This window comes from Kribbella sp. NBC_00359 (assembly GCF_036097425.1).
Classification (GTDB): Bacteria; Actinomycetota; Actinomycetes; order Propionibacteriales; family Kribbellaceae; genus Kribbella.
Window position 1 is genome coordinate 8,475,663 of record NZ_CP107975.1, and the last position, 13,293, is coordinate 8,488,955.

12 protein-coding genes and 1 tRNA gene are annotated in these 13,293 nt (G+C 69.8%); 8 read left to right on the top strand and 5 right to left on the bottom strand.

Features of this window, described 5'->3' with window-relative positions; genetic code table 11:
* The first annotated feature begins 192 nt into the window (after nt 1-192).
* Nucleotides 193-1,719, top strand: a complete 1,527-nt coding sequence (locus tag OG876_RS40900; protein WP_328527016.1) for a carboxylesterase/lipase family protein — start codon at nt 193-195, stop codon at nt 1,717-1,719.
* Here the strand turns inward: OG876_RS40900 and OG876_RS40905 are convergent.
* The 3 genes from OG876_RS40905 to OG876_RS40915 form a co-directional block, all read right to left on the bottom strand.
* A tRNA-Val gene (locus tag OG876_RS40905) sits at nt 1,679-1,750 on the bottom strand. The two genes, OG876_RS40900 and OG876_RS40905, sit on opposite strands and share 41 nt — an antisense overlap.
* A gap of 21 nt (nt 1,751-1,771) precedes the next feature.
* Entirely contained in the window at nt 1,772-2,239 is a 468-nt protein-coding gene (locus OG876_RS40910; protein WP_328522114.1) for a peroxiredoxin, read from the bottom strand.
* Between the two features lies 1 nt (nt 2,240).
* Complete coding sequence (locus OG876_RS40915; protein WP_328522115.1) at nt 2,241-2,684, bottom strand: DUF3052 domain-containing protein; 444 nt, start codon at nt 2,682-2,684, stop codon at nt 2,241-2,243.
* A 254-nt stretch (nt 2,685-2,938) separates the two neighbouring features.
* Here OG876_RS40915 and aceE point away from each other — a divergent pair, with 254 nt between their 5' ends.
* From aceE to OG876_RS40945, 6 genes are all read left to right on the top strand, one after another.
* Nucleotides 2,939-5,710: a pyruvate dehydrogenase (acetyl-transferring), homodimeric type gene (gene aceE / locus OG876_RS40920; RefSeq protein WP_442914063.1), complete on the top strand. Its 2,772-nt coding sequence runs from the start codon at nt 2,939-2,941 to the stop codon at nt 5,708-5,710.
* Nucleotides 5,711-5,748: 38 nt separating this feature from the next.
* The gene (locus OG876_RS40925; protein WP_328522116.1) at nt 5,749-6,201 is read left to right on the top strand and encodes a GNAT family N-acetyltransferase; all 453 of its coding nucleotides are present in this window, start codon (nt 5,749-5,751) and stop codon (nt 6,199-6,201) included.
* 103 nt (nt 6,202-6,304) lie between these two features.
* Complete coding sequence (locus tag OG876_RS40930) at nt 6,305-6,610, top strand: hypothetical protein (protein ID WP_328522117.1); 306 nt, start codon at nt 6,305-6,307, stop codon at nt 6,608-6,610.
* Nucleotides 6,607-7,692 (top strand): flavin-containing monooxygenase, encoded by a 1,086-nt coding sequence (locus tag OG876_RS40935; RefSeq protein ID WP_328522118.1) that lies wholly within the window; start codon nt 6,607-6,609, stop codon nt 7,690-7,692. Before OG876_RS40930 ends, OG876_RS40935 begins: the two co-directional genes overlap by 4 nt.
* Nucleotides 7,693-7,726: 34 nt before the next feature.
* A complete protein-coding gene (locus tag OG876_RS40940) occupies nt 7,727-9,346 on the top strand; it encodes a helix-turn-helix transcriptional regulator (protein WP_328522119.1) in 1,620 nt (539 codons plus the stop codon).
* A 73-nt stretch (nt 9,347-9,419) separates the two neighbouring features.
* On the top strand, nt 9,420-9,953 hold the full coding sequence (locus OG876_RS40945; RefSeq protein ID WP_328522120.1) for a hypothetical protein: 534 nt from the start codon (nt 9,420-9,422) through the stop codon (nt 9,951-9,953).
* On the opposite strand, the gene OG876_RS40950 is transcribed toward OG876_RS40945, so the two are convergent.
* Entirely contained in the window at nt 9,919-10,929 is a 1,011-nt protein-coding gene (locus tag OG876_RS40950; protein ID WP_328522121.1) for a pirin family protein, read from the bottom strand. The two genes, OG876_RS40945 and OG876_RS40950, sit on opposite strands and share 35 nt — an antisense overlap.
* Nucleotides 10,926-11,969: a PHP domain-containing protein gene (locus OG876_RS40955; RefSeq protein WP_328522122.1), complete on the bottom strand. Its 1,044-nt coding sequence runs from the start codon at nt 11,967-11,969 to the stop codon at nt 10,926-10,928. The genes OG876_RS40950 and OG876_RS40955 overlap by 4 nt, the downstream gene beginning before the upstream one ends.
* Before the next feature lie 63 nt (nt 11,970-12,032).
* Between OG876_RS40955 and OG876_RS40960 the strand changes: the two genes are divergently transcribed.
* A complete protein-coding gene (locus OG876_RS40960) occupies nt 12,033-13,232 on the top strand; it encodes a PucR family transcriptional regulator (RefSeq protein WP_328522123.1) in 1,200 nt (399 codons plus the stop codon).
* The last annotated feature ends 61 nt before the right edge of the window (nt 13,233-13,293 follow it).

Below are 13,293 nucleotides of genomic sequence, written 5' to 3' on the forward strand. Positions count from 1 at the left end.
CATCGCGCCGACCGACAGCCGTGAACCCTACCAGCCGCGACCGGCCCAGGTGGAGTCCGTTCTCACCAGCCGATGGTTAAGAATTCCATCGATCACCGACACCGATCACAACGAGTGCCAGCCGGTTCCGATACGGCCCGCGGCTCAAAACCTCCGCGACGGATCGTGCGACCACGCGAGAGCATGGGGCCCATGATCGACAGGGGCCCAGACGTGGTCCGCACGACCACCGGATCGGTGCGGGGAAACATCGAGAACGGCCTCGTGGTCTTCCGCGGCATCCCTTTCGCCAAACCCCCGGTGGGCGAGCTACGGTTCGCAGCCCCGCAGGCGGCCGAGGGCTGGGACGGAGTCCGCGAGGCGGTCTCGTTCGGGCCGCCGCCGCCGGAGTCGATGATCTTCGGGCCGTCGTCGAACCCGGTCACCGGCGACGACTGGCTGACAGTGAACGTCTGGTCGCCGCAGCCCGGGACGGGCGCCGCGCTCCCGGTGATGGTGTGGATCCATGGCGGTGGCTACCAGTTCGGGCAGTCCGCGGACCCGACGTACGACGGAGCACGGCTGGCCGGCGAGGGTGGAGTCGTCCTGGTGACGTTCAACCACCGCATCGGTGTCGACGGCTTCGGTCTGCTGGAAGGCGCTCCGGCGAACCGCGGTCTGCTCGACCAGGTCGCGGCGCTGGAGTGGGTGCGCGCGAACATCGCCGCGTTCGGCGGCGACCCGGCTCAGGTGACCGTGTTCGGACAGTCGGCCGGCGCCGGCTCGATCGCCGCGCTTCTCGCGATGCCCCGCGCGGCCGGTCTGTTCCGCCGGGCCATCGCGCAGAGTGCGCCCGGGACGTACTTCTCGGCATCGCTGGCCGCCGACCTCATGACGGCGATCGCCGCCCGGCTGGGCCGCCGCAGGCCGACTGCCGACGACCTGCGCGGGGTCCCGACGGCCGACATCGTCGCCGCCGGGGACGCCATGAACACGGCGATGGTCCCGCAGGTCGAACGCTGGGGAACCGCCGCCTACACGAAGATCCCGTTCGCGCCGGTCGTCGACGGCGAGGTCCTGCCCCGCACTCCGTTCGAGGCCCTGGCCGCCGGCGCCGGCCGGGACATCGACCTGGTCGCGGGCCACACCCGGGACGAGTACCGCCTCCTCCTCGCGGCCGACGGCCGCCTCGGCAACCTCACCGACGAGGACGCCGCGACGGCCCTGCGGATCCTAGCGCCGGATGGCTACCGCGAGGCCTACCCGGACGCGAGCGCGGAGCGGCTCTACGAGCTGGTCCACTCCGACTGGCTGTTCCGGATGCCGAGCCATCGGCTGGCCGAAGCACAGGTCGCCGGCGGAGGCCGCGCGTACGCCTATGAGCTGGCCTGGCCGGACACCGGGCTCGGCGCGTGCCACGGCCTCGACTCTCCGCTGGTGTTCGGCGCCACGCACGGAGCCCTGCTCGGCTTCCTGCTCGACGCCGGACCACTGGCTGCCGCGGAGCAGGTCTCGCGGCACTTCCGTACGGCGTGGACCGCCTTCGCACACTCTGGCGATCCAGGCTGGGCGGCGTACGACGTCACCCAGCGGCTGGTCGCGGTCTTCGGCTTGGAACTCACCGTCACGCCGTACCCCGAGGAGCTGTCCCGCCGCCTGTGGGCCGGGCACGCGTTCGCACCCCTACCGCTGTTGAAAGTGGGCGAAGAGGGGATCGAACCCCCGACATCTTCCTTGTAAGGGAAGCGCTCTACCGCTGAGCTATCCGCCCGGATCAAACGACCGCAGGAGTCTACCCGAGATCGCCGCCCAGACTTGCCAGCGTCTCGGCGTAGGCGTCCAGGTCGCGGGCCTCGGGGATCGCATTGACGACGGACCAGCGGATGACACCGGTCCGATCCACCACGAAGGTGCCACGGACGGCGCAGCCGCGGTCCGCGTCGAAGACGCCGTACGCCGAGGCGATCGCCCCGTGCGGCCAGAAATCGCTGAGCAGACCGAACTCGAGCTTCTGCGCGTCGGCGTACGCCCGCAGGGTGTACATCGGGTCGCACGAGATCGCCAGGAACTCGGCGGCCGCGAGCAGGTCCGGCCGGTCCCGCAGCGCGGCCAGCTCACTCGTGCAGACCTGACTGAAGGCGTACGGATAGAACACCAGTACGACGTCCCGCCGGCCGGCGTAGTCGCTCAGCCGGACCTGCTCGCCGTGCTGATTGCGGGCGGTGAAGTCCGGTGCCCGGCTGCCGACGGCAGCGGCCACCTCAGCCTCGGCGGCCCGACTTCGGCACCACCAGTTTGGTCGCCGACCAGTCGTCCGTCACGCTCAGCGTGCTCGTCGTGGACAGGCCGGCGACCGGAGCGGCCTCGGCGATGTCGCTGGTCTCGACGTAGCCGTCCCGCCCGACCTTGGGCGTCAGCAGCCAGACGACCCCGCCGGCCTTCAGGTCGGTGAGGATGTCGAAGAAGGCGTCGACCAGGTCTCCGTCGTCCTCGCGGAACCAGAGCAGTACGACGTCCACGACCTCGTCGGTCTCGTCGTCGACGAACGCTTCCCCGGTGATCTCCCGGATCGCATCGCGGAAGTCGTCGTCGCTGTCGTCGTCGTACCCGATCTCCTGAACGACCCAGCCGGCCTCCAGGCCGAGCCGGGACGCCATGTTCGGCACCCCGCTCTTGCCGTCCGCGTGGTCCGCGGTCGCGCTCACGTGTCCTCCTCCGTGGTCCCCGTCTTCCCGGGGGTAGGTTTCAGTAGCGATAGTCCATCGTGACGTACCGCGTCGCGCAAGTATGCACTAGGGATCCGTGACGTGTCCGGTATCCGCGTGGTGGGTACTGACCGTGTCCGCTCACATCACGCGCGGGAGACCGGATTCAGGCCCCTGTGGAAGGCGAAGTAGAACGCATTCCGAACAGGTGACAGGATTGCGGTGAAGACAACCAGAGAGAACGGCAGGACACCGTGGCTTCCGGACACGAACCACCAGCCATCATCACCGAGGGGATGCCCACCCAGCTCCCCGACATCGACCCCGACGAGACGCGCGAGTGGGTCGAATCGCTCGACGCCGTCCTGGACGCACGGGGCAAGGCGCGAGCGCGCTACCTGATGCTCAAGCTGATCGAGCGGGCCCGGGAGCGACAGGTCGGGGTGCCCGCGCTGCGGAGCACCGACTACATCAACTCGATCCCGCCCGAGCGGGAGCCGTGGTTCCCCGGCGACGAGCACGTCGAGCGCCGGATCCGGGCCTTCATCCGGTGGAACGCCGCGGTGATGGTGAGCAAGGCCAACCGCAAGGGCCTCGAGGTCGGCGGCCACATCGCCACCTACCAGTCCGCGGCCAGCCTGTACGAGGTCGGCTTCAACCACTTCTTCCGCGGCAAGGACCACCCCGGCGGCGGCGACCAGATCTTCATCCAGGGTCACGCCTCCCCCGGGATGTACGCGCGGGCGTTCCTCGAGGGCCGGCTGTCCGCCGACCAGCTGGACGGCTTCCGCCAGGAGGTGTCCCGCGGTCCGCACAACGGCCTGTCGTCGTACCCGCACCCGCGGTTGATGCCGGACTTCTGGGAGTTCCCGACCGTCTCGATGGGTCTGGCCGCGCTGAACTCGATCTACCAGGCGCGCTTCAACCGGTACCTGCACCACCGCGGCATCAAGGACACCAGCCAGCAGCACGTCTGGGCCTTCCTCGGTGACGGCGAGATGGGTGAGCCGGAGTCGCTCGGCGCGATCGGCCTCGCGGCCCGCGAGGAGCTCGACAACCTCACCTTCGTGATCAACTGCAACCTGCAGCAGCTGGACGGTCCCGTCCGCGGCAACGGCAAGGTGATCCAGGAGCTGGAGGCGTACTTCCGCGGCGCCGGCTGGAACGTCATCAAGGTGATCTGGGGCCGGGAGTGGGACGCGCTGCTCGCGCAGGACCACGACGGCGCCCTGGTGAACAAGATGAACACCACGCCGGACGGTCAGTTCCAGACCTACTCGGTCGAGTCCGGCGAGTACATCCGGAACAACTTCTTCGGCGGCGACCAGCGGCTCCAGCAGATGGTCAGCAACCTGTCCGACGAGGACCTGCGCAAGCTGCCCCGCGGCGGTCACGACTACCGCAAGGTGTACGCCGCGTTCAAGAGCGCGACCGAGCACGTCGGGCAGCCGACGGTGATCCTCGCCCAGACCATCAAGGGCTGGACGATCGAGGCGCTGGAGGGCCGCAACGCGACCCACCAGATGAAGAAGCTGACCTCGGACGACCTGAAGGCGTTCCGCGACCGGCTCTACCTGCCGATCGAGGACTCCGCCCTCGAGGACGCGTACAACCCGCCGTACTTCCACCCCGGCACCGACTCGCCGGAGTACCAGTACATGATGGATCGGCGCCAGCAGCTCGGCGGTTCGCTGCCGCAGCGTCGGGTGGCGCCGAAGACCTCGCTGAAGCTGCCGGGCGACGACGTCTACAAGCCGCTGGCCAAGGGCAGCAACTCGCCGGTGGCGACCACGATGGCGCTGGTCCGGCTGTTCCGCGACCTGATGAAGGACCCGGAGATCGGCCAGCGGATCGTCCCGATCGCCCCGGACGAGTACCGCACGTTCGGCATGGACTCGATGTTCCCGACGGCCAAGATCTACTCGCCGCACGGTCAGCAGTACGAGGCCGTCGACCGCAACCTCCTGCTGTCCTACAAGGAGTCCGAGCAAGGCCAGTTGCTGCACGAGGGCATCAGCGAGGCCGGCGCGATGGGCTCGATGATCGCGGCCGGTACGGCGTACGCGACGCACGGCGAGCCGATGATCCCGTTCTACATCTTCTACTCGATGTTCGGGTTCCAGCGGACCGGTGACTCGCTCTGGGCGCTGGGCGACCAGCTCGGCCGCGGCTTCCTGGTGGGTGCCACCGCCGGCCGTACGACGCTGACCGGTGAGGGACTGCAGCACGCGGACGGCCACTCGCCGCTGCTCGCCTCGACCAACCCGGCGGCGGTGCACTACGACCCGGGCTTCGCCTACGAGGTCGCGCACATCGTGAAGGACGGCCTGCGCCGGATGTACGGCTACGGTCTGGACAAGGACAAGCCGTTCGGCGAGGACGTCTTCTACTACCTCACCGTGTACAACGAGCCGGTCCCGCAGCCGGCCGAGCCGGAGAACCTCGACGTCGCGGCGCTGCTCAAGGGCATGTACCGCTTCAACGAGTACGAGACCGCCGAGGGTGACGACGTACCGCGGGTGCAGCTGCTCGGGTCCGGTGTCGCACTGCCGTGGGTCCGCAAGGCCCAGCAGATCCTCGCCGAGGAGTACTCGGTGGCCGCCGACATCTGGTCGGTGACGTCGTGGAACGAGCTGCGCCGGGACGCCGTGGCGGCCGAGCAGCACAACCTGCTGCACCCGGAGGAGCCGGAGCAGGTGCCGTTCATCACCGAGCAGTTGAAGGACACCCAGGGTCCGGTGGTCGCGGTCAGCGACTTCATGCGCGCGGTGCAGGACCAGATCTCGCGCTGGGTGCCGAACGACTACACCTCGCTCGGGACCGACGGCTGGGGCCTGGCCGACACCCGGGCCGCGGCGCGGCGCCACTTCCAGGTGGACGCCGAGTCGATCGTCGTCGCCACGCTGGAGATCCTGGCCAAGCGCGGGGACGTCAAGCCGGAGGTCGCCGCCGAGGCGGCCCGCAAGTACCGCATCGACGACCCGACCGCGGTCGCCGGCGTCAAGCAGGAGGGCGCCGGCGCCTGACCTCGGCCGGCTTCCTCAGGGCCGCTCACCCCACCGGGGTGAGCGGCCCTCGTCTTCTCCGCGGCGAAACTCGGTGGGATCGCCGCCTGCTCGAAGGGTTCGCCGAGTGGGTCGAGCGGTTGCGTCGGCAGAGCGACGACTCCCGTGCGCTCGCCCCCGATCGGGTGCACGCGACGTACTGGTGGATCGTTGAGGACGGCAACTACCTTGGCGCGATCACGCTCCGGCACGCGTTGACCGGCAAGTTGCTCGAGGGCGGCGGTCACATCGGGTACGGCGTCCGTCCCTCGGCACGGGGTCGCGGGCTGGCGGCGTGGGCACTCGGCGAGGTGCTGGACCAAGCCCGCAAGCGCGGCATGGATCGGGTCCTGGTCACCTGCGACGACGACAACACCGCGTCGGCGAAGACGATCGACCGCAACGGCGGCGTCCTGGAGGACATCCGCGAGACCTGGCTGGGCACCACCCGCCGCTACTGGATCGAGCTCTGACACCCCGTCGATCCGGCGTACGACAAACCTCGTAGGAACGGGCGGGCAGGTTGCGTAGTCCGTCCGACGCGGCGGGCAGGCCCGGATACCTAGCGTCAGTGGCATGACTGGCGCAAGCGTTGCTCTGCTCGCGGGGACGGTGTCCACCATCCTCTTCGCGTCGAGCGCGCTGCCGATGCTGATCAAGGCGCTCCGGACCCGCGACCTCAGGTCGTACAGTCCGGCGAATCTCGTCCTGGCCAATGTCGGCAACGGCGTCCACTGCATCTACGTGGTGCACCTGCCGGCGGGGCCGATCTGGGCCCTGCACGGCTTCTACGTCGTGACGTCCGCGCTGATGCTGCTGTGGTGGCTGCGCTACCGCACCGGCCCGCGCGGCGTCGTACCAGACGAGCGGAGGCTCGCATGAACACCATCGTCATCGGCGCCGGACAGGCCGGACTGTCCACCGGCTACCACCTGCGCAAGCTCGGTCAGCCCTTCGTCATCCTGGACGGCAACGCCCGGGTCGGCGACCAGTGGCGGGCCCAGTGGGACACCCTCAGGCTCTTCACTCCGGCCAAGTACGACGGCCTGCCCGGACTACCGTTCCCCGGCGACCGGTGGAACTACCCCGGCAAGGACGAGGTCGCCGACTATCTCGAGTCGTACGCCGCCCACTTCGACCTGCCGATCCGGTCCAGCACCCGGGTGGACACGCTCGAATGCGTGGACGGCCGATGGGCCGTTGACGTGGGAAGCGAGCGGATCCTGGCCGACAACGTCGTCGTCGCGACCGGAACCTTCGGCCGGACGCCGAGCCTGCCGGACTTCGCGGTCGATCTCGATCCGGCGATCCGGCAACTGCACTCCAGCGAGTACCGCCGGCCGGGGCAGCTGAAGCCCGGACCGGTGCTGGTGGTCGGCGGGTCGCACTCGGGCTGCGACATCGCCTACGAGGTCGCGGAGACGCACAAGACCGTGCTCTGCGGACGCGACCCCGGACAGCTCCCGGTCCGGCCCGGCCAGCGGGGTCAGGGCCTCTTCTGGCCGGTCTTCCTGTTCATCGGCCGGCACCTGGTCACGCGGCGGTCGCCGATCGCCCGCGCGGCGATGGAGGAACTGCGCTTCCACGGTGGCCCGATGATCAGGGTCAAGCGGGCGGACCTGCTCGCGCGAGGGGTCGAGCGGGTCCACGACCGGGTGACCGGGGTCCAGGAGGGCCTGCCGGTGCTGGGCGACGGCCGCGTGCTGGACGTGACGAACGTGATCTGGGCTACCGGCTTCCGCCAGGTGTTCGACTGGATCAAGGCCCCGGTCACCGGCGAGGACGGCTGGCCGCGCGAGCTGCGCGGGGTGGCCGCGGATGTCCCCGGCCTGTACTTCTGTGGTCTGTCGTTCCAATACGCCTTCGCTTCGATGACGCTGCCGGGGGTCGGCCGGGACGCGGCGTACGTCGCCAACCGCATCGCGGCCCGGTCCCGCGCGGACCGAAGCCTTGCCGCCGCCTGAGCGCAGCGTGCATGCTCGCGGAGAGGGGCATCTGATGGGGATCGTCGACGATCTGGAGCGGGCCCGGGCGGCGTTCGAACGGCGCGACTGGGCGACCGCCTACGACCGGCTGTCGTCGAGCACCGGCCTGAGCGCCGGCGATCTGGAAACCCTCGCTACCGCGGCCTACTTGATCGGCGACAATGACGCCTGCATCCGCGCGCTCCAGCGCGGCTACCGCCTCCAGGTCGACGACGGCGACACGTTGGGCGCGGTCCGGTTCGCCTTCTGGCTCGCACTGGTCCTCAACACCAGGGGTGAGGTGGCCATCGGCACCGGCTGGGCGGCGCGCGCCGAACGGTTGCTGGCGGACCAACCCGAAGACGTGGTGGAGCGGGGCTATCTCCGGATCCATGACTTCTTCCGGCGCCTGGACCAGGGCGACTTCCCCGGGGCGTTGCGCGCGAGCGACCGGATCGTCGAGGTGGCGCGCCAGTTCGGCGATCCCGACCTGTTGGCGCAGGGGCTGGTCTGTCAGGGGCGGCTGCTGATGTACTCCGGCCGGGTGCCGGAAGGGCTGGCCCTGCTGGACGAGGCGATGGTCGGGGTCGCCGCGGGTGAGCTCTCGCCGATCTTCGCGGGCAACGTGTACTGCGCGATGATCGAAGGCTGCCAGGAGGTGCAGGACTTCGCTCGCGCGTCGGCGTGGACGGCTGCGCTGACCCGCTGGTGCGACAGCCAGCCGGATCTGGTCCCGTTCACCGGGCAGTGCGCAGTACATCGAGGTCAGATCCTGCGACTGCACGGCGCCTATGGGGAGGCGTTGGCGGAGTTCGACGACGCGTGCCGTCGCTATGCGGCGTCAGGCGCCCAGACCGCCGCTGGGCTCGCGTTGAGCGAGTGCGGCGACGTCCTGCGGATCCGTGGCGAGTTCCCGTCGGCTGAGACGGCCTATGACCAGGCGGCGGGGTTCGGCTACGAGCCGCAGCCGGGTCGAGCCCTGCTGTTGCTGGCCCGGGGTCGCGTGCCCGGTGCCGTTGCCGCCGTCCGGCGGTTGCTCGGTGAGACCGGCGGCGAGGTACATCGGTCGCGGCTGCTCGCGGGAGCGGTGGAGGTGCTGCTCGCCGGTGGGTACCCCGACGAGGCCTCGGCTGCGGCGGCCGAGTTGGCTGCGATCGCCACCGGCTTCGGGTGTGGGGGATTGCGTGCGTCGGCGGCATACTGCCTGGCCGCTGTGGCATTGGCGGGTGGCGATCCGGACGACGCGCTGCCCCAGGCTCGGGCGGCGACCCAACAGTGGAGTGGGCTTCAGGCGCCGTACGAGGTTGCGCGGTCGAAGGTGCTGGTCGGACGGTCGTTCCGGCTGCTCGGCGACGAGGACTCCGCGACCGCCGAGCTGACCTCGGCCGCCCGGACCTTCGGCGAGCTCGGCGCGGTCCCGGCCCGGCAGGAGGTGGAGCGGCTGCTGCACCGCGAGACGGCCGGCGGCCTCACCGGGCGCGAGCTCGAGGTCCTCCGCTTGGTTGCGTCAGGCAACAGCAACAGCGAGATCGCGCAGCGGCTGGTGCTGAGTGACAAGACGGTGGCACGGCATCTCACCAACATCTTCACCAAGCTCGACGTACCGTCCCGCACGGCGGCTGCCGCGTACGCGCGCGATCACGACTTGCTCTGAACGCTCTCCAGAGGGACCCGATTCACTCTGGCGAGTGAGGTGTGGACGGGGTGCCACACCGGATGCTCGGAGGGTGAATACGACTGCGCGTCCTGTCCCCCCCTGGGCTTACCGCCTCGCCCACGCGATCCCGTTCCTGACGTTGCCGTCCGGGCTGTGGCGGCTCGGGCTGGTCTTCGGCTCGTCGATGGGCATGCTCGGCACGGACGGCCAGCCGGCCTACCTCGTCGGTTTCGGCGGGAAGGTGTACGTCGTCTGCCTGACGATCTTCTCGGAACTCGTCGCCCTGACCGCGCTCGGCCTGGTCCAGCGCTGGGGTGAGATCGCGCCCCGGTGGCTCCCGTTCATCGGCGGCCGCCGCGTCCACCCGTACGCCGCCATCGTCCCGGCCGTCCTGGGATCGCTAGCCCTGATCGCCATCTGGACGTTCGCCTTCCGCGACGTGTTCACCGACCACTTCATCCCGTTCTCCCGCATGGGATGGAAGGCGCTGATGATCGCGTGCTACGCCCCGCTGTACTTGTGGGGACCAGCACTCCTCGTGGTCACCTGGGCCTACTACCGGCGCCGGGTCAGCGCGCCCGCGGCCTTGGTTTCAGCGCGATAGCCGGCAACGCCGGGGCCGGCAGCGGATCGCCGTCGTACCCGGGCACCATCGGGAAACGGTCGTTGCCGTGCGCGGCGATGGCGGACTGCCAGGCGTCGCGGGCGGCGACGATCTCCTCATGCGAACGGCCGATGAAGTTCCACCACATCACCAACTCCTCCTCGAACGGTTCGCCGCCGAGCAGCAGGAAGCGGACACCGTTGTCGGAGGCAACCAGTTCGACCGACTCCCGGCGATCGCCGAGGTAGGCCATCTCGCCGAAGCCCGGCGCCAGGTCCCCGACCGAGAGCGAGCCGTCGACGATCAGTACGGCGTACTCGTTGGACGGCGTGAGAGGCAACGACAACGTGCGGCCGGGATCGATGGTGATGTCGGCACCGACGAGCGGCGTGTAGGCGGGCGCGGGTGAGGTGACGCCGGCGACCGTGCCGATCATCACGGTGGCACGAGCACCGTCGAAGTCGAGCGCCGGCAGGTCGGCGTACGCGTCGAAGGCGGGGGCCACCGTCGTCCGCGCGGAGTCCGGCAGCGCGACCCACAACTGAGCGCCGTGCAGCATCGGCGGCGCCTCCGGCGTCGACACCTCCGAGTGTGCGATGCCGTTGCCGGCGGTCATGATGTTCAGCTCGTCCGGCCGCACGAACGCATGCGACCCGACGCTGTCGCGATGCTCGATCTCACCCTCGAACAACCAGCTGACGGTCTGCAGGCTCGTGTGCGGATGCGGCGGGACCAGCATTCCCCGCTCCCCCGGTACGTCGTACGAGTCGACCCGGTGAGTGAGATCGTCCGGTCCGTAGTGGTCGACGAAGCACCACGCCCCGACCATCCGGCGGTTCTTGTTCGGCAGCAGGCGCCGTACTTTCGTCGTCCGCCCGAGCACCACCTCGCGCGGCTCCAGCAACTCCAGCGTCGGCCCGTCCCCGTCCCCGCACGTGCTGACGACCTCAGCCGGATCCTTCTCCAGATCGCTCATGACGCTGTCCATTCCACGAGTTGCCGCTGATCCCAGGTGTTGATGACGCGGTCGGGAGTGACGCCGCAGTCCTCGGCACGTTCGCAGCCGTAGACCTGCCAGTCGAGCTGGCCGGGAGCGTGGGCGTCGGTGTCGATCGAGAACATGCATCCGGTCTCGACCGCGAGAGACAGCAGACGCTTGGGTGGATCGAGACGCTCCGGACGGGAGTTGATCTCGACCGCCGTACCGAACTGGCGGCACGCCTCGAACACCACCTCGGCGTCGAACTCGGACTCCGGCCGGGTGCCGCGGCCGCCGGTGATCAGCCGGCCGGTGCAGTGGCCGAGGATGTCGACGTGCGGGTTCGCGATCGCGCGGACCATCCGCTCGGTCATCGGCTCGGCGGCCATCCGCAGCTTGGAGTGCACGCTGGCGACCACGACGTCGAGCCGGGCCAGGATCTCGGTGTCGCTGTCCAGGGAGCCGTCCTCGAGGATGTCCACCTCGATCCCGTTCAGGATGGTGAACCCGTCCAGCTCGTCGTGCAGCCTCTTGTTGAGTTCGGCAACGACCTCAAGTTGCTGCAGGCGGCGTTCGCGGGACAGTCCGTTCGCGACGGTGAGCCGCGGCGAGTGGTCGGTCAGGGCGAGATACTGGTGGCCCAGGCGGTGCGCCGTCCGCGCCATCTCCTCGATCGGGCTGCCGCCGTCGGACCACTCCGAATGCAGGTGCAGGTCGGCCTTCAGTTCCGCGCGCATCGCCGTACCGGCGGTGGTCAGCGCGCCCGCGGCCTCCTCCAGCTTGACCAGGTACGACGGGGTCGCGCCGTCCATCGCCTCGAGAATGACGGCCTCGGTCTTCGGCCCGATCCCCGGCAACTCGGTCAGCGTCCCGGCCCGGCGGCGGGCGCGCACCTCGGCCGCCGGCAGTGCCGCGATGGTGTCGGCCGCGCGCCGATAAGCCTTGACCCGATGCGTCGGCTGCTGGTCGCGCTCGAGGTAGTACCCAATCGCCCTCAGCGCCGCCACCGCGTCCGCAACCCCAGCCTTGTCACTCATACGCCCCATCTTCCGCCATCTGGTGGGCTGAGGGCGTGCTGGAGGTGGGGTTATGGTCTGGGCGTGGCGAAGCGAACGAGCACGGCGCACCTGGCTCGGGCGGAGCGGTTGCAGAACGCGACCGGGGCGCTCGCCACTGCGGCCATGGCGGCGATGGAAGCGAACCTGCCGTGGTTCGGGAAGCTGTCCGCCCAGGACCGGTCCTGGATCGGCCTGGTCGCACAGTCCGGCATCACGGCGTTCGTCGAATGGTTCCGCGACCCCGACGCGCACTCGTCGATGCCGACCCGGATCTTCGGTTCCGCGCCGCGTGAGTTCACCCGGGTGATCTCGCTGCACCAGACCGTCGACCTGGTGCGAACCACGATCGAGACGATCGAGGACACCGTCGGCGACCTGCTCCCGGCCGAGGACGTCCCGATGGTCCACGGCGCGATCCAGCGCTACGCCCGCGAGGTCGCCTTCGCCGCCGCCACCGTCTACGCACAGGCCGCCGAGATGCGCGGCGCCTGGGACGCGCGACTCGAGGCGCTCGTCGTCGACTCGGTCATCCGCGGCGAGGCGGACGAGTCGGTCCGCTCCCGCGCCTCCGCCCTCGGCTGGTCCGGAGCCGCCGGTACGACGGGATCCGCGGAGGTCGCCGTCGTGGTCGGACGGGCCCCGGACGGGACCGCCAACGTGGCCGACGCGGTCCGGCACGCGGCCCGCGAGGCGGGCGCCGACGCGCTGTGTGCGATGCAGGGCGACCGCCTCGTAGTGGTGCTCGGTGGGACGAGCAAACCTGTGGAGATCGTACAAAAACTGGCCCACTTTTTCGGACCCGGTCCGATTGTCGTCGGCCCGATCGTGAAGGACCTGATGGCGGCCGTGACGTCGGCCCGGGCGGCCGTCGCCGGGCTCCGCGCGGCCCCCGCCTGGCCGGGTGCGCCGCGACCGGTCCAGGCCGACGAACTGCTCCCCGAACGGTCACTCTCCGGAGACGGTCACGCCCGCCGCCAGCTCGCCACCGACGTCTATGGTCCACTCACCGTAGGCGAAGGGGTACTGCTCGACACGGTTTCGGCGTACCTGGACTCCGGTGGCTCGATCGAGGCGACCGCCCGGGCGATGTTCATCCACGCCAACACCGTCCGGTACCGCCTGAAGCGTGTGGGCGATATCACGGGCTACAACCCGCTGGACCCGCGAGACGCTTTCACACTTCGTGTCGCACTGGCCTTGGGCCGCCTGCTCAATCCTGAGCCGGGAAGCTACGTTTTGTAGGATCCCTACAAGTGTTGCCCGGTAGAATTCGTGCTGCTTCCCGGGTCCGAACAGGCCCGCC

Coding starts and splice junctions, on each gene's coding strand:
- OG876_RS40900 (WP_328527016.1), top strand. CDS start 193: ATGATCGACAGGGGCCCAGACGTGGTCCGCACGACCACCGGATCGGTG.
- OG876_RS40930 (WP_328522117.1), top strand. CDS start 6,305: ATGACTGGCGCAAGCGTTGCTCTGCTCGCGGGGACGGTGTCCACCATC.
- OG876_RS40935 (WP_328522118.1), top strand. CDS start 6,607: ATGAACACCATCGTCATCGGCGCCGGACAGGCCGGACTGTCCACCGGC.
- OG876_RS40940 (WP_328522119.1), top strand. CDS start 7,727: ATGGGGATCGTCGACGATCTGGAGCGGGCCCGGGCGGCGTTCGAACGG.
- OG876_RS40950 (WP_328522121.1), bottom strand. CDS start 10,929: ATGAGCGATCTGGAGAAGGATCCGGCTGAGGTCGTCAGCACGTGCGGG.
- OG876_RS40955 (WP_328522122.1), bottom strand. CDS start 11,969: ATGAGTGACAAGGCTGGGGTTGCGGACGCGGTGGCGGCGCTGAGGGCG.